The sequence below is a fragment of the Priestia koreensis genome (assembly GCF_001274935.1).
Classification (GTDB): Bacteria; Bacillota; Bacilli; order Bacillales; family Bacillaceae_H; genus Bacillus_AG; species Bacillus_AG koreensis.
In genome coordinates this window covers 40,011-59,356 of the sequence record NZ_LILC01000019.1, presented here as the reverse complement: position 1 = coordinate 59,356, position 19,346 = coordinate 40,011, and the positions used below count along the sequence as shown (strand labels likewise).

The 19,346-nt window shown below is 40.0% G+C and carries 23 protein-coding genes; all 23 read right to left on the bottom strand.

Annotated features, from left to right (window positions below; all coding sequences use genetic code 11):
• Positions 1-168: 168 nt before the first annotated feature.
• On the bottom strand, positions 169-1,308 hold the full coding sequence (locus AMD01_RS14185; protein WP_053402088.1) for an acyl-CoA dehydrogenase family protein: 1,140 nt from the start codon (positions 1,306-1,308) through the stop codon (positions 169-171).
• 92 nt (positions 1,309-1,400) lie between these two features.
• On the bottom strand, positions 1,401-1,946 hold the full coding sequence (locus tag AMD01_RS14180) for a hypothetical protein (RefSeq protein ID WP_053402087.1): 546 nt from the start codon (positions 1,944-1,946) through the stop codon (positions 1,401-1,403).
• A gap of 81 nt (positions 1,947-2,027) precedes the next feature.
• Complete coding sequence (gene rpoD / locus AMD01_RS14175) at positions 2,028-3,158, bottom strand: RNA polymerase sigma factor RpoD (RefSeq protein ID WP_053402086.1); 1,131 nt, start codon at positions 3,156-3,158, stop codon at positions 2,028-2,030.
• A gap of 52 nt (positions 3,159-3,210) precedes the next feature.
• Positions 3,211-5,013, bottom strand: coding sequence for a DNA primase (dnaG, locus tag AMD01_RS14170; RefSeq protein ID WP_053402085.1), 1,803 nt, complete (start codon positions 5,011-5,013; stop codon positions 3,211-3,213).
• Positions 5,014-5,054: 41 nt separating this feature from the next.
• Complete coding sequence (locus tag AMD01_RS14165) at positions 5,055-5,501, bottom strand: YaiI/YqxD family protein (protein ID WP_342666998.1); 447 nt, start codon at positions 5,499-5,501, stop codon at positions 5,055-5,057.
• Positions 5,502-5,788: 287 nt separating this feature from the next.
• Positions 5,789-6,595, bottom strand: a complete 807-nt coding sequence (locus AMD01_RS14160; RefSeq protein ID WP_053402084.1) for a pyruvate, water dikinase regulatory protein — start codon at positions 6,593-6,595, stop codon at positions 5,789-5,791.
• A gap of 18 nt (positions 6,596-6,613) precedes the next feature.
• The gene (ccpN, locus tag AMD01_RS14155; RefSeq protein ID WP_157052744.1) at positions 6,614-7,252 is read right to left on the bottom strand and encodes a transcriptional regulator CcpN; all 639 of its coding nucleotides are present in this window, start codon (positions 7,250-7,252) and stop codon (positions 6,614-6,616) included.
• 202 nt (positions 7,253-7,454) lie between these two features.
• Complete coding sequence (recO, locus tag AMD01_RS14150; protein WP_053402082.1) at positions 7,455-8,219, bottom strand: DNA repair protein RecO; 765 nt, start codon at positions 8,217-8,219, stop codon at positions 7,455-7,457.
• A gap of 31 nt (positions 8,220-8,250) precedes the next feature.
• A complete protein-coding gene (locus AMD01_RS23555; protein WP_083446556.1) occupies positions 8,251-8,394 on the bottom strand; it encodes a YqzL family protein in 144 nt (47 codons plus the stop codon).
• Positions 8,395-8,489: 95 nt separating this feature from the next.
• On the bottom strand, positions 8,490-9,398 hold the full coding sequence (gene era, locus AMD01_RS14145) for a GTPase Era (protein ID WP_053402081.1): 909 nt from the start codon (positions 9,396-9,398) through the stop codon (positions 8,490-8,492).
• Positions 9,391-9,789 carry a cytidine deaminase gene (locus AMD01_RS14140; RefSeq protein ID WP_053402080.1) on the bottom strand — a complete coding sequence of 133 codons (399 nt, stop codon included), beginning with the start codon at positions 9,787-9,789 and terminating at the stop codon, positions 9,391-9,393. Before AMD01_RS14140 ends, era begins: the two co-directional genes overlap by 8 nt.
• 47 nt (positions 9,790-9,836) lie before the next feature.
• The gene (locus tag AMD01_RS14135; RefSeq protein ID WP_211263400.1) at positions 9,837-10,229 is read right to left on the bottom strand and encodes a diacylglycerol kinase family protein; all 393 of its coding nucleotides are present in this window, start codon (positions 10,227-10,229) and stop codon (positions 9,837-9,839) included.
• Positions 10,207-10,677: an rRNA maturation RNase YbeY gene (gene ybeY, locus AMD01_RS14130; RefSeq protein WP_053402078.1), complete on the bottom strand. Its 471-nt coding sequence runs from the start codon at positions 10,675-10,677 to the stop codon at positions 10,207-10,209. The genes AMD01_RS14135 and ybeY overlap by 23 nt, the downstream gene beginning before the upstream one ends.
• Positions 10,674-12,782: an HD family phosphohydrolase gene (locus AMD01_RS14125; RefSeq protein WP_053402325.1), complete on the bottom strand. Its 2,109-nt coding sequence runs from the start codon at positions 12,780-12,782 to the stop codon at positions 10,674-10,676. The genes ybeY and AMD01_RS14125 overlap by 4 nt, the downstream gene beginning before the upstream one ends.
• A gap of 73 nt (positions 12,783-12,855) precedes the next feature.
• Positions 12,856-13,830, bottom strand: coding sequence for a PhoH family protein (locus tag AMD01_RS14120; RefSeq protein WP_053402077.1), 975 nt, complete (start codon positions 13,828-13,830; stop codon positions 12,856-12,858).
• Positions 13,831-13,833: 3 nt separating this feature from the next.
• Positions 13,834-15,021: a sporulation protein YqfD gene (yqfD, locus tag AMD01_RS14115; RefSeq protein ID WP_053402076.1), complete on the bottom strand. Its 1,188-nt coding sequence runs from the start codon at positions 15,019-15,021 to the stop codon at positions 13,834-13,836.
• A gap of 18 nt (positions 15,022-15,039) precedes the next feature.
• A complete protein-coding gene (gene yqfC / locus AMD01_RS14110; protein WP_053402075.1) occupies positions 15,040-15,324 on the bottom strand; it encodes a sporulation protein YqfC in 285 nt (94 codons plus the stop codon).
• Between the two features lie 78 nt (positions 15,325-15,402).
• The gene (locus AMD01_RS14105; protein WP_053402074.1) at positions 15,403-15,828 is read right to left on the bottom strand and encodes a hypothetical protein; all 426 of its coding nucleotides are present in this window, start codon (positions 15,826-15,828) and stop codon (positions 15,403-15,405) included.
• 22 nt (positions 15,829-15,850) lie between these two features.
• Positions 15,851-16,822 (bottom strand): flotillin-like protein FloA, encoded by a 972-nt coding sequence (gene floA / locus AMD01_RS14100; protein WP_425415145.1) that lies wholly within the window; start codon positions 16,820-16,822, stop codon positions 15,851-15,853.
• Positions 16,823-16,858: 36 nt separating this feature from the next.
• On the bottom strand, positions 16,859-17,647 hold the full coding sequence (locus AMD01_RS14095) for an NfeD family protein (RefSeq protein WP_053402072.1): 789 nt from the start codon (positions 17,645-17,647) through the stop codon (positions 16,859-16,861).
• 122 nt (positions 17,648-17,769) lie between these two features.
• Positions 17,770-18,213 (bottom strand): GatB/YqeY domain-containing protein, encoded by a 444-nt coding sequence (locus AMD01_RS14090; RefSeq protein ID WP_053402071.1) that lies wholly within the window; start codon positions 18,211-18,213, stop codon positions 17,770-17,772.
• 14 nt (positions 18,214-18,227) lie between these two features.
• The gene (gene rpsU, locus AMD01_RS14085) at positions 18,228-18,401 is read right to left on the bottom strand and encodes a 30S ribosomal protein S21 (protein WP_015595024.1); all 174 of its coding nucleotides are present in this window, start codon (positions 18,399-18,401) and stop codon (positions 18,228-18,230) included.
• A 231-nt stretch (positions 18,402-18,632) separates the two neighbouring features.
• Positions 18,633-19,304, bottom strand: a complete 672-nt coding sequence (gene deoC, locus AMD01_RS14080; protein WP_053402070.1) for a deoxyribose-phosphate aldolase — start codon at positions 19,302-19,304, stop codon at positions 18,633-18,635.
• Positions 19,305-19,346 lie beyond the last annotated feature (42 nt).

Below are 19,346 nucleotides of genomic sequence, written 5' to 3'. Positions count from 1 at the left end.
TACCCATCCCGCAGTAAATTTCCACCGAGTAATAGAAACATCTCTATTTTACTTTAAATTACATTTTAGTGAAAGCCCTTTTATAGAAGTTGTCTATTAAATTTATGTAATACTTAAAAAATTCAAAAAGCAAACTAAAAGACGGATCGATTAGTTTGCCTCATTTGTTTAACAGCCAATTTGTCTTGCAATAACCATTCGCTGAATTTCCGATGTTCCTTCGCCGATTTCAAGAAGCTTGGCATCACGCATATAACGTTCTACTTCGTACTCCTTCATATAGCCATAGCCACCATGAATTTGTACGGCTTCACTTGCTACTTGCATACAAATTTCAGAGGCATAGAGCTTGCACATTGCAGCTTCTTTTGTAAAAGGTCTGCCCTGATCTTTTAGCCATGCTGCTTTGTATACCATTGTACGAGCAAGTTCCACTTTTAACGCCATGTCTGCAAGCTTGAATTGAATAGCTTGAAACGTCGATAGCGATTTCCCAAACTGCTTTCGCTCTTTGGAATATTTGAGCGCACGCTCATACGCTGCCTGAGCGATCCCCACAGCCATTGCTCCAATTCCAATCCTTCCACCATCTAAGGTCACTAAAAACTGTTTAAAGCCATCTCCACGCTTCCCTAACAGGTTCTCTGTTGGAACTTCTACGTCCTCTAAAATTAATTCCGTCGTATTCGAAGAGTGCAGCCCCATTTTTTCGTATTGATCGAGCACCGTAAATCCTTTTGAATCAGTTGGGACGACGATGGCGGATACTTCCTTATGATTATCTTTTCTTCCTGTAATAGCTGTTAACGAAACAAATTGTGCAAAGCTCGCATTCGTAATATAGCATTTACTTCCATTAACGATGAATCGATCTTCTTGCTGAACAGCTTCTGTTTGCGTTCCACCTGCATCACTTCCTGCGTTGGGCTCTGTTAAGCCGAATGCCCCAAGTGATTCACCCGAACAAATTTTTGATAAATAGTGTTCCTTTTGCTCTTTCGTTCCGAATAGATGAATAGGTGCACCACCGAGTGAAATATGAGCTGAATATGTAATACCTGTGGAACCACATGCACGACTAAGTTCCTCAACGACAATGGCAAAGCTTGTTGTATCTGCCCCTGCTCCGCCAAATTCTTCTGAGAAGGGTAGCCCCATCATTCCGAGCTCCCCGAGTTGGTTAAAAATCTCTCTTGGAAATTTTTTATCACGATCACGTTGTATCGCTCCGGGAGCGACCACCTCATCTGAAAATTCTCGAATCGTTCGTTGAATCATTTTTTGTTCAGTTGTCAGATCAAAATTCATACCCATCCCCCTAATTTTTGAATGCGCTTTCAAATAGATTATAAAGAGGATATAAAATTTTCTCAACTTTTAAAAAAATTATTTCTTTCATGTTATAATAAAAATGAAATCCCAACTCCGCATGAGGCAACGATCCCAGCAATTTGAAAATACAATAAAGAAAATTTTCGTCCCATGACAAACCATATGAGGCAATTAAGAAATAGCAAACCTTTTAATGCCCCTAGATTATGCGGAAAATAAGTGAAGCTGAGATTACTCGAGAACACTAAGAGTACCACTGCCATCGCTGTAAGCGAGGTGTGACGCACAAGAGCAGATCGTTTCAAAAGCAAGAGACCAGTTAGACAAAACAGGATAAAAATACTGCTCATGACCATTTGCAAAACGAATGACAATTCAGTAAAATAAGTGACAAGAAGAAGTATTGGTAAAAATAACAAAATCAAACTGGTGAACAAATTAATTGAAAGCGTTTGACTTCGCTTAGGTTTTGATTCTTTCTCGTCAAAATCATTGTTCCCACCTGTATACAGTGTTAAGAGGTAGTCACAGAAATGAGCTGGCAATAAGCGGTTTTCTTTCCAAAATAAAATTTCGTTCACGATTATTTCATTTTTCTCTTTTTGATTTGGCATTCACTGTCACTCCAAAAAAATAGTTTACTCCTTATGATAAGAAGTAAACTATTTAAAGTAAATACCGTAACGAGTAATATTTTATTCTAAAAAGTCTTTTAAACGTTTGCTACGGCTTGGGTGACGTAGCTTACGAAGTGCTTTAGCCTCAATTTGGCGGATACGTTCGCGCGTAACACCAAATACTTTTCCGACTTCCTCTAACGTTCTTGTACGACCATCATCTAAGCCAAAGCGAAGACGCAGTACGTTTTCTTCACGGTCTGTAAGTGTGTCGAGTACATCTTCAAGCTGTTCTTTTAATAATTCATACGCTGCGTGCTCTGAAGGCGAAGTCGCATCTTGGTCTTCAATGAAGTCACCTAAATGTGAATCATCTTCTTCACCAATTGGTGTTTCAAGTGATACAGGTTCTTGTGCGATTTTTAAAATCTCACGTACTTTATCTGGTGTTAAATCCATGTCTTCTGCAATTTCTTCAGGGCTTGGCTCACGACCTAGATCTTGAAGAAGCTGACGTTGTACACGAATAAGCTTGTTGATCGTCTCTACCATATGAACAGGGATACGAATCGTTCTTGCTTGGTCCGCGATCGCACGCGTAATAGCCTGACGAATCCACCATGTTGCATACGTACTAAATTTATATCCTTTACGATAATCAAACTTTTCAACTGCTTTGATAAGACCCATATTTCCTTCTTGAATTAAGTCTAAGAAGAGCATACCGCGGCCCACATAGCGTTTTGCAATACTAACAACAAGACGTAAGTTTGCTTCAGCTAAGCGACGCTTTGCTTCTTCATCGCCTTCTTCAATACGTTGGGCGAGCTGAATTTCTTCTTGTGCCGATAATAAGTCAACACGTCCAATTTCTTTTAAATACATGCGCACAGGATCATTGATTTTAACACCAGGGGGAACACTTAAATCGTTTAAGTCAAATTCTTCCTCTTTTGATGAATCTTTTGAGTTTGAATCATTGTTGCTTTCTACTTCTGATTCACTCAATACTTCAACGCCTTGTTCTGTTAGGTACTCGTAATAGTCATCCATTTGATCAGCTTCTAACTCAAAGCTAGAGAGACGTTCTGCGATCTCTTCATATGTTAAGACACCACGTTTTTTACCTATTTCCGTTAATTGTTCTTTTACTTGATCGAGGGTTAACTCTGATTCAAGTTCTTTAGAATGAGCTGATTTTTCAGCCATTAGGTCCCCTCCTTCCGAGATTTCAACCACAACTTATGGGGTAACAAGCTATTTATTTTAAGAGCTTTTTAAGTTGAATAATTTCCATAGCAATTGATGCAGCCTTTAAATAATCCTTTTGGCGTTCAGCAGCCTGTTTCTCTTGTTCTTTTTCTTTTATTGTTAACCATTTTGGATAAATCAACACCTGCTGAATATAATCATTTAACACTTGTTCTGTGATTTCTTCATCAACGTCGATCATGGCTAACTGAGAGGCAAGGCGTGACAGCTTCGGATCTTCTAACTTTTGCATAAACAAACTTAATTCTGGTTCATGACCTTCTTCATAAAAGGCATATAAATACGTAACAATCGCCCGGTGCTCCTCTACGTTAAAGTTTCCTTGTAGAGCATCCTGCACCCGAAAAGCAACGTCTCGATCTTTTAGCATATGCGCAATTAAAAAGCGCTCCGCATTTTGGTAGGCGGGTAACAATTTGGATTGTATAACGGCTGGTCTCGCTATAGTATTTCGATCAACATGGTCGTTATCCTTTTTCCTTTTCTCAAAACGATTATTTTGTTGCGTTTCTTGCTTAAGCGCATCGAGAGAAAGAGAAAATTCTTGGGATATTTGACGCAAATAATGATCGCGCTCTACAGCCCTCGGTAGAAGACTAATCTCCTTCACAACCTCATCAATATATCGGATGCGTTCAGCTTCGTTTTGGAGGTTTTTACCGCGACGCAAATAGCGCATTTTGAATGCCATTAACGTTAGGCTCGCCTCTAACACTTCACCTCTAAATGCTTCCGTGCCATATTGATTCACATAGTCATCAGGATCATAGCCAGATGGCATAACGGCTACCTTCACTGTACAGCCTACTTTTGTAAGTACTTGACCTGCTTTGTAAGCAGCCTCTATTCCTGCACCGTCTGAGTCGTAACAAATAATGACGTTCTCAACGTTTCGCTTAATAGTCGCTGCCTGTTCTTCTGTTAGAGCGGTCCCCATCGTTGCTACTCCATTAAAGCAACCTGCTTTATGAGCAGCAATTACATCGGCGTACCCTTCTAAAAGAATAACTTCTTGATTCTTACGAATGTGTTTTTTAGCGCGGTGAAAATTATATAAGATCTTCCCTTTGCTAAAAATAGACGTTTCTGGTGTATTTAAATACTTAGGTTGGCCTTCTCCTAAAATACGTCCAGAAAAAGCAACGGTTTTCCCTTGTAGGTCAGCTAAAGGAAACATAATCCGATTTCGGAAACGGTCTAGATAAGAATCTTTTCCCTCTCGCTTCACTAATATTCCTGCTTTTTCTAATTCTTCAGGTTCATAGCCTCGCTTCGTTAAAAATTTCGTAACAAATTCCCATGAATCAAGAGCAAAGCCGATTTCAAATTCATCAATTACTTCCCGAGTAAAGCCCCTTCCGATTAAATAATCGTAAGCTTCCTGACCCTCTTTTGTGTTTACGAGCAAATGATGGTAAAATTTCCTTAAAAGATCGTGAGCTTCAATCATCTTGTTGGACGGTTTCGGTGTTGAAGAACTTGGAAGCTGTTCTTCGTATTCAAATGGAATGTCTGCTTTTTCAGCAACTGTTCGCACAGCTTCTGTAAAAGACAAGCCTTCTAACTCCATTAAAAAAGAGAAAGCATTCCCACCTGCACCACAGCCAAAGCAATGATAAATTTGCTTGTCAGCGGAAACAGAGAACGACGGAGTATTTTCTCCATGGAAAGGACAGAGTCCAAAATAATTGCGCCCCTGTTTTTTTAATTGTACGTAGTCACCTATTACATCGACAATATCAACCGAATTACGAATTTGGTCAATAACCACATCTGGAACTCGATTCACCATATTAACAGCTCCGTGTCATTGATATTATTCGTTATAAAACGCTAAATTCCTGCAAGTTTCGACAAGAGTTTTTGAAAAGTCTCTTTAAAACGCTCTCGATCACGATCTGTAAAACGTTTTGGACCTTTGCCATAGTGGCCTGCTCTTCTTTCTTTTGCAGAGACATAACGCATAAACAACGCCTCACTCATATCCTTCTCTTCAAAGTACCTTCCTCGTGGGGAAAGCACGTTCACACCCTGCTTCACTAAAATACTGGCTAAGCCAATATCTTGCGTCACAGCCACATCCTGTGGTTTTGCTTGATTCATAATGTACAAATCCGCAGCCTCTTTTTCAGCATCAACATATTTCCACTCGCCCTCTGCATTATGAGCGGACGCTTGGTTGTAAGACGCCACATAGATGACAGCTACGTTCAAGACATCTGCAATGGTACTAATTTCTTTTTTGACAGGACAAGCATCGGCGTCGACAAAAACTCGTATATTTCTCTGATTATTACTGAATATTCTACATCACTCCAGGTATTCCTGCTTTTAAATGTAAATTCATTAAAAACCTTGTCGAATCTTTCATTTCTTTTTCCACATATATCAATAGTTTATTCGTTATTGACAAAGTCTAAACCTAAAACTATTCCTTTTTATCACAATTTTTTATTATAATATAAATTGCTCGTATTTTCCATACAAAAGTCATAAAAAAATGTTTTTAGCAATACGTAAAAAAGCGACGTCATCCTTAGCAAGAGACGATTTCGCTTTCTGTTGAACTATCTATTGTATTGAATGATATTTAAGATGACCCCAGCTGTTTCTTCCACTGCTTTATTTGATACATCGATCACCTTGCAGCCGATTCGTCCGATCAAACTATTAAAGAATTCAATTTCTTCTTTAATACGTTCTATATTAGCATAGATAGCCTGATCATTCAGCCCTAACGACTTGAGGCGCTCTTTTCGGATATAATTGAGCTTCTCTGGACTAATCGTAAGCGCGATGCATTTTTCAGCAGGAATTTTAAATAGCTCTTCTGGTGGCTCTACCTCTGGCACGATCGGTACGTTTGCAACCTTTAAACGCTTGTGTGCTAAAAACTGCGAAAGAGGTGTTTTTGATGTACGAGAAATTCCTAGTAATACAATATCGGCTTTTAAAATTCCCCGAGGGTCTCTTCCATCATCATATTTTACAGCAAATTCAATTGCCTCAATCTTTTTGAAGTAATCTTCATCAAGCTTTCGAACCATTCCCGGCTCATAGCGAGGCTCCATTCCATAAGCCGTTTGAATTTTATCGATAAGCGGTCCAATAATATCAAACGCTTCGACCCCTTGTCTGGATGCCTCTGTGATTAGAAATTCGCGCATTTGTGGCTTCACAAGGGTGAAGCCAATAATCGCCTGGTTGAGCTTTGCAAGTGACACTACTTCTTCTAATGTCTCCGTATCTTCTACGTAAGGCACCCGCTTAATGACGATATTCGCTAAATCAAACTGACTAGTGGCTGCTTTTACAACCAGCTCTGCTGTTTCTCCCACTGAATCTGATACAACATATAAGAACGGATTGTTCATTTCGTATGCACAGCCCCTTTATATAATTTCATCGTTTGCCAATGCGACTAATAATTTTGTTACGTTCGTTTTTGTAATACGACCTACTACTTCAAAGCCTTCATCTGAATCTTTCACCACGGGAACAGCATCAATTTGCTTATCAATTAATACCTTCGCTACATCAATTAGCAGGTCCTCTCTCGTGCAATAAGTAATGTTCGGCATTCTTGTCATAATGATATGAACAGGAATAGAAGTTAATTCTTGTTTTCCGATACTTGCTCGAAGCAAGTCTTTTCGTGATAACACCCCAACAAGCGATGCGTTCTGATCGATCACAAAAAGAGTTCCAACATCCTCTAAAAACATCGTACAAATAGCATCATAAACAGAGACATTCTCATTTACTAATACCGGCAAGGATTGGTACTCTTTCACTTGAATTTTACGAATTTTATCCGTTAACAGCTGAGCGCCTGTTTTTCCTGTATAAAAGTAACCTACTCTAGGTCTTGCTTCAAGATAACCTGCCATCGTAAGAATTGCGAGATCCGGACGCAATGTCGCTCTTGTCAAATGAAGCTCATCTGCAATGTGCTCCCCAGTTATCGGTCCTCTTTCTTTTACGATTTGCAAAATATGTTCTTGGCGTTTATTTAATTCGATTGTACTCACCACCCTAAGCTTTGTTTAATTGTGTTATACTATTTATACAAACATGATATACTTTTTTCAGTCAAAGGGAAAGAATATTATCAAAATATTTTCGGTTCCTTTGTCTTCTTTATGTATCCATTTTCAAGAAAAAGACCAAGGCGATCTCCTCGTTGCAGATCGCCCTCATCCTTTATTATACAGCTGAAGCAAGAATTCTATTCTATGAGTCTTTGAATGTATCTTTTAATTGTTCCATCTGCTTCAGAAAGCGTTTTGACTTCAGTACAATTCCTGAATATTCATCATAATACATGTCCACTACAAGCCTCAGCTGTTTCTTCGTTTCTGGCTTCAATGAAATCGTGCCAAGACGCGTCAGATCTAAATAATAAAACAACCGTAACAACTTAACAGTTGCTGGACTAATTTGCAAATGATAAGGATCTTTCTCTGCACAACGATGACAGATCAATCCTCCCTCACGAATCGAGAAGCCAAAACGACCGTCCGTTGCCCCGCAAAACGTGCAACGATCGAGCTGTGGATACAAGCCGAGCACATTCAATATTTTCATTTCAAAAATAATTGCTAATACTTCCATATCAAATCCTTCTTCTAGATAGGACAACGTTTGATATAGAAGCTGAAATAAAAAGGGATTGATCTGATTGTTCTCTGTTGCTTTATCCGTCAACTCCACAACGTAAGAAGCATACGCAGTCAGAAAGATATCCTCGCGTATGCTTCTCATAGAAGAAATGCTTTCTCCTTGTTGAAGAGTTCCCATTCCACTTCCTCCACCTTGAAACAAAAACTGTCCATAGGTGAAAAGGTGAGTTAAGGAAGACAAGCGGCTACTCGGTTTTCGAGCACCTCTAGCCATCAAACCTATTTTACCAAGCTCTCTTGTATATATTGTGATAATCTTATTCGATTCACCGTAATCATTTGTTCGAATAACGATGCCTTCACATTTTTTTAGCATTGTGAACACCCGCCTATCTGAAGAAAGAAGGCTATGAAATTGGATGATCGAGGACTTTTACTTCCTCTGATATTCCCTCCGGCTGCGGTATTGATTCTCGTTCCATCTCTTTATAAAGGAGATATGTGTCAATGCTCCCGGTACTGGTGAATACTTTCCAAGTAAGATCTAACATAAGAAACCCCCACCTTTCTAAGATACCAATTTCTTATGTTTAGATTGACCTTCCTTCTTCAAAATCATGCAAAACAAATTTTGTCAAAAATTTTATCAGTACTCGTCCTCACGAAAACCAAAGTCACGAAGCTGATTTGCTTTGTTTCTCCAGTCCTTTTGAACCTTTACCCAAAGCTCTAGGAAAACCTTTGATCCGAGCAATGATTCAATATCAACACGTGCGCGTTTTCCAACTTCTTTTAACATAGTGCCTTGCTTCCCAATGACGATCCCTTTTTGAGAGTCACGCTCAACAACAATTGTTGCTGCGACATACACAGCATTACCGCCTTCACGTCGTTGAATGGAATCAATTGCGACTGCAATGGAATGCGGAATTTCTTCTCGTGTTAAATGGAGAACCTTCTCACGGATTAATTCTGAAATGATAAAACGCTCAGGATGATCCGTTACTTGGTCTGCCGGATAATACTGGGGTCCTTCAGGCAAACGCTGTTTAATTTGAGTAAGTAGCGTATCCACGTTGTTCCCTTGAAGAGCAGAAATTGGCACAATTTCAGCAAACGGATATAACCCTTTGTATTGTTCAATAAGAGGTAACAGCTTGTCTGGGTGAAGATCATCGATTTTGTTGATGATTAGGAACACAGGCGTATCTGTATTTTTTAAACGCTCAATAATGAATTCATCCCCGCGTCCATACCCTTCAACAGCATTGACCATAAATAAAATAAGGTCCACTTCTTTTAACGTATTTTGTGCGACTTTCATCATGAAATCGCCTAGCTTGTGCTTTGGTTTATGAATTCCCGGTGTGTCAATAAACACGATCTGTGAATCAGTCTCTGTGTATACACCTTGAATTTTGTTACGAGTTGTTTGAGGCTTGTCGCTCATAATCGCAATCTTTTGGCCGATTACGCGATTTAGAAATGTTGATTTTCCTACATTTGGTCTGCCGATAATCGAGACAAACCCTGATTTAAATTGTTGATTAGTCATGTAAATCCTCCGATGAAAATGCTCCTGGCAATAATTCATCTACGATCAATTCGTAGATGTCTCCCTTTAAATTCGTTAATATAACTTTCATGTCCTTTGAGCAAAGCTCTGAAATAACTTGACGACATGCTCCGCACGGAGAAACCGGTCGATCGGTGTCCGCAACAACCGCGAGAGCCTCATACTTTGTATCCCCTTCAGAATAGGCTTTAAATAAAGCTGTTCGCTCTGCGCAGTTACACATGCTGTAGGCTGCATTTTCAATGTTACAGCCATGATAGACCTTGCCGTCTTTCGTTAACAGCGCAGCTCCTACTTTAAACGTTGAATACGGTACATATGCACGCTCTCTTGCTTTTTTTGCCTCTTCGATCAACTGTAATTTCTCCATGTTTGCTCGTCCCCTTATTCATTCGAAATTTAACCTTTCCTCCTCATTTAAGGAAGGATGTGCGGAAGAAAGATCATGCATCCAATTACTATGGCGATAATGGTCATTACTAATACGGCTCCTGCTGCGGCATCCTTTGCTATTTTTGCAAGCGGATGATAGCGATCCGTAATTAAATCTACGGTCTTTTCAATCGCTGTATTCACAAGCTCTAGACTTATTACCGCACCGATAAGTATTAGTATTATACACCATTCAACTTGTGAAAGGTGAACATACAGACCGGTTATAACCACAATAATCAAGGCGCAAGCATGTATTTTCATGTTTCGCTCTGATGAGAGCACATAGAAAATCCCCTGAAACGCATGACCAAAACTTCCAACTAAAGTTGGCTTTTTCCCCCCGCCTCCCCTTTTATCTTGAGAGTCCATACTCATCTAAGATAGCGCGCTGTTTTGAAAACATTTCTTGCTCGTCCTCAGTTGTCTCATGGTCATAGCCTAAAAGATGAAGAAAGCCATGAACCGCTAAAAATCCTAGCTCACGTGTAAACGAATGGCCATATTCCTCTGCCTGTTCTTTCGTTCTTGGAATCGAGATAATGATATCTCCTAATACACGAGGCATATCTTCACCAATAATTTCAAGCTCTCCTTCTCCCATTTCTTCTAGTGCGAAGGAAATGACATCTGTCGGTTTGTCTTTATCTCGATACTCACGGTTAATTTCTTGGATGCGGTCATTATCAACGAATGTTACGGAAACTTCCGTATCGTCTGCAACTTCTTCCTTTTTTGCCGCAAGCTCTAGGAGTCCTTCGATCGTTTTTGTCATGTCATCTGTTACTTCATTTGTTTCATCAATAAAATCAATTACTAAACTCACTTTTTCTGGTCACCTCTCTTGTTGAATTCTGGATATTCAATTCGACTATGGAAAATTCCATTTAACGTTTCACATAGTGATCGTGCAACGGTCTCTAATTCCTTTAGCGTAATATCACATTCACTAAACTGCTCGTCTTGCAAACGATCTTTAATAATATTTCGTACGAGCGATTCTATTTTTTCAGGCGTTGGATTTGGCATGGATCTTACAGCTGCTTCTACACTATCTGCAATTCCAATAACGGCCGCTTCCTTTGTTTGTGCTTTAGGACCTGGATAACGATAATCTTCTTCTTTTACATGATCTTTATCCAGTTCTAGCGCTTTATAGTAAAAATATTTTAACAAAGTTGTCCCGTGATGTTGAGCGGCAATATCAACAAACTCTCTCGGTAGTTTATGGCGACGCAAAATCTCCGCTCCGTCCGTTGCATGGGCAATAATAATACTTCGGCTAACTTCTGGTGACAGCTGATCGTGTGGATTTGACACGTTCATTTGATTTTCAATAAAATATTGAGGTCGTCTTGTTTTGCCAATGTCGTGGTAATAAGAACCGACTCTCGCTAGTAAACCGCTAGCTCCAATTGCTTCACAGGCTGCTTCTGATAAATTAGCCACCATAACGCTATGATGATATGTACCTGGAGCCTCTGTTAAAATTTTGCGCAGTAGCGGATGATTCGGATTCGATAATTCAATGAGCTTCATGGTTGATAAGATACCGAAACCAGCTTCAAAAAATGGAAGCAAGCCTATCGTCAGAATAGAAGCTACCAACCCTGATACTACTGCCATAATACCATAATAGCCTAAATTAATCGTCTCTAACTGTCCGTTATTTTTAATCAACAAAATTGCTAAAATTACGACAACATTAATCAATGAAACGAACAAACCAGCCTGTAAAATGCGCGAACGTCGATGTTGTTCGCTGAGAAATAAGACACCGGCGACACTACTAATCAGAAAATAAAGGCCAATTTGTCCGTTAAACGCGGTGGTCGTTCCTGTATTAAAAATAATACTGCCTGTCCCTGACAATAAAAAGCTTGTGGCAATCGCAATGCGCTCATTAATAAGAATACGTACTAACAGCGCTCCTAATGCGACAGGCGCTAAATAACCAAGATCGGTAAACTCAATTTTTTGAAACAAACTTACGATCTTCATAATGATAATTGTAACGCTCACGGTAATGACATACATGAGAAGGGTGCGATACGTTGCTTTTTTCAGCTGCTGAAAATAATACATAATCATCGCTAAAAAGACGATGACGATGAGAAGCAATCCAAGAAACGGTTGAATCGTATTTTTATTATCCAATAATCCTACTAGCTTTAACTGACGATAAATGTCTCTTGTAATCAACTGGCCTTCTTCAACTAAAATCTGGCCTTGCTTGATAATCACAGGATCTACCTGCTGAATAGCTGTTTGGCGGCGATCCGAGGTTTCACTTCTGTTGTAGACCACGTTTGGAATAATCGAAAACTCTGCCACATCATACATCGCCTTTTTCACATCGCTCGACACGTTCGTATACACAAGCTGACTTTTCGCCTGTTCTTTTTTACTTTGCACATCGGATACGGTAATACGTCCCTTCATCAAGTAGTGAACGACGGTCACAACCGAATCCTTCGCAGTAGACAGCTGCTTGTCATTTGCTTGGAAAAGATTCAACAATGTGTCTTGTCCGAGCGATCTCACCACGTCTTTTGGTAGCTTTGTTTCTAGCATCGCTCTTTTTTCTTTTAAAACAGCCTCTGCATCTAATGAAGCATCATCTGACTTTTTATCATATTCTTTATTCACATCCTGAATCGAATCAAAAATGGTGCTTACCAAATCAACCTGATTTTGGGCGTATTCCGTATTCAGTGAATAAATGTCCTCGACTTCATCTTTTGCCTGCTGCTGCTTATCTTTCGTACTTTCTTTATCTTCAATCGTAACAGGTGAATAAATATTTGTTGGTGATTCGTCTAACAATTTTAAATGAAGCATTTCCGGCTTAACATTGCTATACATAGAGACATATAAAATAATCCCTAATACCGTATAGAGAGCTACATAAAGCAAGCGCATACGCTCCATTTTCAAAAAAGCTTCTTTCAACACTTGCAACTTGGACAAGAGCTTCCCCCCTTAAAAAGCAAAATAGACCCTATCAAGATAGGGTCTTATCTTCTTTGAGTCCATACGCTTCAATGATACGTCCCACTAGTGGATGACGTACGACGTCTGATTGCTCCAATGTAATGAACGAAATACCTTTTACCTTTGCTAGTATCTCCTTGGCAACCGATAAACCTGAGCGAACTCCTCTTGGTAAATCTACTTGAGAAACATCTCCCGTAATTACCATTTTTGACCCAAAGCCAAGTCTTGTTAAAAACATTTTCATTTGAGCAGTCGTTGTGTTTTGCGCTTCGTCCAAAATAACGAAGGCATCGTCTAACGTTCTACCACGCATGTAAGCAAGTGGAGCAATTTCAATCACTCCTCGCTCAATTAAGCGCTGAGTATGCTCGTTGCCAAGCACATCGTTCAGGGCGTCATAGAGAGGACGAAGATACGGATCGACTTTTTCTTTCAGATCCCCTGGAAGGAAACCTAGGCTCTCACCGGCTTCTACTGCAGGTCGTGTTAAAATAATGCGTTTGACAAGACCATTCTTCAGAGCAACCACGGCCATTACAACCGCTAAATAGGTTTTACCCGTTCCGGCAGGACCAATTCCAAATACTAAGTCATTCTTTTTAATCGCGTTGATGTATTGACGCTGACCAAACGTTTTTACACGAATAGGTTTACCTTGTGCAGTCTTTGCAATTTCTTCGTTATACATGTCTTCGAAAAATTCTAATGAGCCCTTCTTTGCCAATTGAATGGCGTAAACGACATCACGTTCTGAAATTGTCACGTTTTTTCGAATAACAGCAAGCAGGCGCTTTAAAATTTCTTCGACAGCTTTGCGTTCTTCACTTTCCCCCGCAACATTTACCTTTTCACCGCGAGATACAACAGCGACACCCATTTCATCTTCAATCAGCTTCAGATGGGCGTCCTGCGCACCAAACAGCGCAATTGCTTCATTTGGATTCTTAAGTTGTAAATCAATCGTTACTAGATGTTCTGACATTCCTCAATCTCCTTGAATAATTGGTTGAGTCATTGCAATATTTTCTATAACTTGGTAATGAATTACTAACTTTACTTTACCATTCTCGATAGATTGGTGCAAAACTTTTTCACCTTTTATCTTTGCATCCTTATCAATTTTAGACTCTAATTCTTTTCTTCCCGTTTCAATGCCCTTTTTAACCGCTTCTGTTCGAGAATAATGACGAACCGTATGTTCGCTTTGATGGGTACTTATTTTTTCGTACGATAATGGCATTTTCCATTTGAAAAAATAGACCGGCTGCACCACATCGTCTACCTTTTGACTTGCGTACGTTTCTTTATTAAAAGCCCACACAGGCATTTTCCATCCAAAAATCTGTAGATAATGCTTATTGTATGATTTACCTGTTAACACCTGGAAGCTCGTGTCTAACGGAATGCTTACTTCTGCTTTGTACCATACTTCTCCGTAGACGGCGCCTTTTGATGCTACAACCTTCTGTGTCTCATTCTTTCCAATAACGCCTGAAACTAAAAGCTGACCCTTTTGAACGAAGTCGTGTACCTTCACAAGTGGTTGTCCTTTTTCGACAAACATATAGGTGACAACCGCTTTCTTTTTGGCAATAATATTTCCAGGTGATGTCTGCTCCACCACTTTTGGAATATTCTTCTCCACCACTTGAAAGTGATAAGCTGTTCCTTTTACTTCTACACCCACCCATGTTAGATCTTGAATTTTCTCTGTTAATTTCCGCTGAATTGTATCCGGATCGTCAAGCACAAACTTTAATTTTCCTTTTTGCACGCCCATTGCATCAAGCTCCTTCATAATCCGGTAGCTCATATACGGCGTGGCTCCTTTGACATCAATCTTCCATACCATGTTAGACAATACCAAAATGACACATAAGAAGGCAATAAGTCCGAGTACGAACCCACTGTTTCTCCACATCTTTTTCAATAAAAAAGGACCACCCTTTTTTTGGTGAAAAAAGAGCTTACATCCGCTTTTGCGCATTGTCGTACGAATGGCTGAAATGTCTTCCACAAATATTTCAGCCATAATCGTCTGTTCGTCCATTTTTTTGACATTTCGAAATGAGATTCCATTTCGAATAAATTGATTCATTAATCGTTCAATGCCCTTTCCCGTAATGGAAACGCGTACTGTTCCTTTTAAATAGCTTATCCAATCATTTTTCATTCCAAAACCCCCCCGTGGCTATTCCTCTAGATAAACCACTTGATTGATTTTTCCTTCTAGGACAATTTCTTCGGGGAGGATAACTTTGATGACTAGTCCTTCACCTTTAATTAACAGCTGGCCCTGCTTCAATAACAGACGAACCTCTATATCCGAAAAGGCGAGAAGCCCTTTGTGATTCTCAATATAAATGTGAATCTGGCCAATCATTGTAATACGAGGAAGGTCCAGCGTAACGTCTGCGGGTAGTTCCATTTTGTCTGTTATCCATTTTTTTACCTGTTTTCTCCATTTTGCGCTCATAAAAAGAACCCCCTTCATCTCATATTTATGAGGAAGGGGGTCCTAGTATCACTTCAAATTACGAATAAAATTTTTCCTTTATCGCTGTCTTTGAGAATGATATGGATTTTTAGACCGCGGAGGTCCTAGTATTTCTGACCATATCACTCCTTGCACCACTTGTTTTTTCGACACATGCAAAGAAGGTGCAATTGGTGGAACCTTCTCCTTTTTGACACGCACATGGGGTACAACCGGCGGAACAGGAATTTCTGCTTTCGCTTGTTGCTTTGCTTCTTTTAACTTCTCTTCTAGCGACTCTGTAGACCGCTGACGCTTTTTTATTTCCTGCTCAACTCTTTTCCTCATTGGAGAGGTTTGCTGAGGAACAAAAGGCTTTGGCGCTCGTTTTGTTTCTTTTTCTTTTGTGTCTGATGAAAGTGACCCTTTAAAGAACGAAACAATTCCCGCGATGACGACAAGCACAATAAAAAAGTTATGCAAAAGGAAGTCAAGTATATTCACAGAACGACTCCTCCTTTTCTACTTAGCTTTCGTTGTCATCAACATCTTTATTTAATTTGCCGATTGAGTTACGCATATCAGTATCCGCTGAAATGTTTTTAAAGTTCATGTAATCCATGACGCCCATGTTTCCAGAGCGTAATGCTTCTGCCATCGCTAAAGGCACCTCTGCTTCCGCTTCAACTACCTTCGCACGCATTTCTTCTACGCGCGCTCTCATTTCTTGCTCGGTTGCGACAGCCATTGCACGTCGCTCTTCTGCTTTCGCCTGAGCGATGTTTTTATCCGCTTCCGCTTGGTCAATTTGAAGAACCGCGCCGATGTTTTTACCAATGTCGATATCAGCAATATCAATGGATAAAATCTCAAAAGCTGTTCCAGAATCTAGTCCCTTATTTAAAACTGTTTGTGAAATCATATCTGGGTTTTCAAGCACACGCTTATGATCGTTGGACGAACCGATGGTACTAACGATCCCTTCCCCTACACGCGCTACGACCGTTTCTTCACCGGCTCCACCGACAAGTCTTTCGATATTGGCACGCACCGTGATTCTTGCTTTTGCTTTTACTTCGATTCCGTCCATTGCAACACCCGCAATAAACGGTGTTTCAATAACTTTTGGATTAACACTCATTTGGACGGCTTCCAGTACGTCACGTCCTGCTAAATCAATTGCAGCGCAGCGCTCAAAGCTCAGTTCAATATTGGCACGGTGTGCAGCAATTAACGCATTTACTACTCGGTCAACATTCCCACCTGCTAAATAATGACTTTCAAGCTGGTTAATTGATACATCGATTCCTGCTTTACTTGCTTTAATAAGTGGATTAACGACTCGAGACGGAATAACACGTCGCAACCTCATCCCGACGAGTGTAAAAATACTGATACGAACGCCTGCAGCTAGTGCTGAAATCCAGAGCATGATTGGTACAAACGTTAAGAAAACGGCAACGAGCACAATCGCTAAACCTACCAATATAAAAAACATAATTGAACCTGCTTCAACCATAAAATCCCCACCTTCTTAAATTTTTCGAACTACGATCCGAACGCCTTCTACCTTAATAATTTTCACTTCTATATCCTTCGGTAGATAGCTTCCTTCCGTTACGACGTCTAAATACTCCTCATCTAGCATCAGCGTGCCAGACGGTCGTAGCGGTGTGGTTGTGACACCAATTTTCCCGATCAAATCCATACGCGATGGATTCGACACATACCCTGACTCTGTTTTCATTGAGTCATTTAAAACAAATTTTTGAAACCCCGAAAGCTTGCGTCCAAAAAACTTCACCATCATCCATGCACCCCCCAGAGCTACAATTACCGCTATAATAATAGCTATGCCTGTTACAACATTATTATCAGTAGCTAAAAAGAAGCTTGTGACAATTGCTCCAACACCTAATACTCCTGCGATTCCTCCAATGAGAAAAATTTCAAGCAGAATGAGTACAATCCCCACAATAAAGACAATAACCGCATCAAAACCAGAAACACCAGTTATGAGATGGCCAAAAAAGAAGAGAAAAAAGGAAAGTAATCCAATTGTCCCCGACAAACCAAATGCTGGTGTAAACAACTCCAACACTAATCCAACACAGCCGATTGTAAGTAAAACGATGACCATAAGTGGACTAGTTAAAAACTCACCAATTTGATGGATAACCGATTGATTTGAGTGGATCGTTTGCGTTGCGTGGTGAAAGCTCTCTGCTGAGTAAAATGAAGATGAAAATGCGTTATGTGGTAGTAAAAAAAGAAAAATGAGAGCCAACATGCTGCTTGTTACATATCGAGCAATATACGTCATAAGCCTCCTCCATCTTTAAATAATCGTGTTGCCTAGTTATATGTACGAATCATATCCAAAAAGGTTTCAAAAAATTCGCCAGAAATGGAAAAAACCATCTTACAAAATGTAAGATGGTTTTTTTATGACAAATGTTGAAGAACAAGCTTATTAACGAGTCCGCCATCAGCTTTGCCTTTTACCTTTGGCATAATCGCTCCCATTACTTTTCCCATATCGGACTTTGAGGAAGCCTGAACTTCTTCAATCGTTTCTTTAACAATTTCAGTTAATTCGTCTTCTGTTAGCTGCTGTGGCATATATACCTCTAAGACAGCTAGCTCTGATTGGATTTTATCCACAAGATCTGAACGACCTGCTTTTTCAAATTCGTGGAGGGAGTCTTTGCGTTGTTTTAACTCACGAGAAATGACGGTTAATTCGTCTTCTTCTGTTAAGTCACCGCCTGCTTTGATAGCTTCGTTTTGAAGAGCAGCTTTCACCATGCGAATGACCGAGAGCTTCTCTTTTTCTTTGTTTTTCATAGCTTGCTTCATATCAGTGTTTAAACGCTCAAGAAGACTCATAAATACACCCTCTTTTAGAATTTACGTTTTCTAGCAGCTTCAGACTTTTTCTTACGCTTTACGCTAGGCTTTTCATAGAATTCGCGCTTTCTAGCTTCTTGAATTGTACCTGATTTAGATACAGTACGTTTGAAGCGACGAAGAGCATCTTCAAGCGATTCGTTTTTACGAACGACTGTTTTTGACATTCTAATTCCCTCCCTCCGAACAAAACCAATAACATCATAATTAAAAGACATGAAAAACATGTCTTTTGCAATTATAATATAATGACGTCTCTAGGTCAACTGCTTTAAACAAATATATGGTATTTCTCTATAGTATTTCTATGCAAAATCCATTCATTTTGCCACTAAATTCCGCTTTTGTTCACCTTTTGCTCGTTCGATGGTGATTTTGACACCCTGAGACTACTTTTTTTAGTAGTCACGGTCAGCTGTTAGCCCTTGAACAATAGACACACCTGAACTCGCGCCAATTCGTGTTGCCCCTGCATCGATGACGGCTTTAGCTTGTTCTGCGTTACGGACACCACCGGAAGCTTTTACGCCCATATCCGGTCCTACTGCTTCGCGCATAAGTGCAACATCCTGTGGTGTCGATCCACCCGTCGAGAACCCAGTAGACGTTTTTACATAATCGGCACCGGCTTTTGCTGCTAATTTGCATGCTCTGTTTTTTTCTTCGTCCGTTAAAAGGCACGTCTCAATGATCACTTTGGACAGAGCTTTTCCTCGTGCAGCAGCTGTAACAGCTTGAATGTCTCGCTCTACAAGCTCGTCGTTTTTATCTTTTAACGCGCCAATGTTAATAACCATATCCACTTCTGTAGCACCGTTTTCGATCGCATTTTTCGTCTCAAACGCCTTAACCTCTGGTGTCGTGGCACCTAATGGGAAACCAATAACCGTACATACTTTCACATCTGTTCCTTTTAGCAGGCTAGCAGCAAGCTCCACCCATGTCGGATTCACACAAACAGAAGCGAACCCATACTGAGCCGCTTCCTCACAAAGCGTCACAATCTGCTCTTTTGTTGTATCTGGTTTTAAAGCCGTATGATCAATCATTTTGGCTATTTCTTGTGTCATAAAATTAAACTCTCCTTTCAATCGATGAAGCTTCCTTAATCA

Bases quoted from the DNA above. Each gene is read 5' to 3' on its own strand.
- AMD01_RS14185 (WP_053402088.1), bottom strand. From the start codon at position 1,308: ATGAATTTTGATCTGACAACTGAACAAAAAATGATTCAACGAACGATT.
- AMD01_RS14180 (WP_053402087.1), bottom strand. From the start codon at position 1,946: ATGCCAAATCAAAAAGAGAAAAATGAAATAATCGTGAACGAAATTTTA.
- rpoD (WP_053402086.1), bottom strand. From the start codon at position 3,158: ATGGCTGAAAAATCAGCTCATTCTAAAGAACTTGAATCAGAGTTAACC.
- dnaG (WP_053402085.1), bottom strand. From the start codon at position 5,013: ATGGTGAATCGAGTTCCAGATGTGGTTATTGACCAAATTCGTAATTCG.
- AMD01_RS14160 (WP_053402084.1), bottom strand. From the start codon at position 6,595: ATGAACAATCCGTTCTTATATGTTGTATCAGATTCAGTGGGAGAAACA.
- recO (WP_053402082.1), bottom strand. From the start codon at position 8,219: ATGCTAAAAAAATGTGAAGGCATCGTTATTCGAACAAATGATTACGGT.
- AMD01_RS23555 (WP_083446556.1), bottom strand. From the start codon at position 8,394: ATGTTAGATCTTACTTGGAAAGTATTCACCAGTACCGGGAGCATTGAC.
- era (WP_053402081.1), bottom strand. From the start codon at position 9,398: ATGACTAATCAACAATTTAAATCAGGGTTTGTCTCGATTATCGGCAGA.
- AMD01_RS14140 (WP_053402080.1), bottom strand. From the start codon at position 9,789: ATGGAGAAATTACAGTTGATCGAAGAGGCAAAAAAAGCAAGAGAGCGT.
- AMD01_RS14135 (WP_211263400.1), bottom strand. From the start codon at position 10,229: ATGAGTATGGACTCTCAAGATAAAAGGGGAGGCGGGGGGAAAAAGCCA.
- AMD01_RS14125 (WP_053402325.1), bottom strand. From the start codon at position 12,782: ATGGAGCGTATGCGCTTGCTTTATGTAGCTCTCTATACGGTATTAGGG.
- AMD01_RS14120 (WP_053402077.1), bottom strand. From the start codon at position 13,830: ATGTCAGAACATCTAGTAACGATTGATTTACAACTTAAGAATCCAAAT.
- yqfD (WP_053402076.1), bottom strand. From the start codon at position 15,021: ATGAAAAATGATTGGATAAGCTATTTAAAAGGAACAGTACGCGTTTCC.
- yqfC (WP_053402075.1), bottom strand. From the start codon at position 15,324: ATGAGCGCAAAATGGAGAAAACAGGTAAAAAAATGGATAACAGACAAA.
- floA (WP_425415145.1), bottom strand. From the start codon at position 16,822: ATGTTTTTTATATTGGTAGGTTTAGCGATTGTGCTCGTTGCCGTTTTC.
- AMD01_RS14095 (WP_053402072.1), bottom strand. From the start codon at position 17,647: ATGACGTATATTGCTCGATATGTAACAAGCAGCATGTTGGCTCTCATT.
- AMD01_RS14090 (WP_053402071.1), bottom strand. From the start codon at position 18,213: ATGAGTCTTCTTGAGCGTTTAAACACTGATATGAAGCAAGCTATGAAA.
- rpsU (WP_015595024.1), bottom strand. From the start codon at position 18,401: ATGTCAAAAACAGTCGTTCGTAAAAACGAATCGCTTGAAGATGCTCTT.
- deoC (WP_053402070.1), bottom strand. From the start codon at position 19,304: ATGACACAAGAAATAGCCAAAATGATTGATCATACGGCTTTAAAACCA.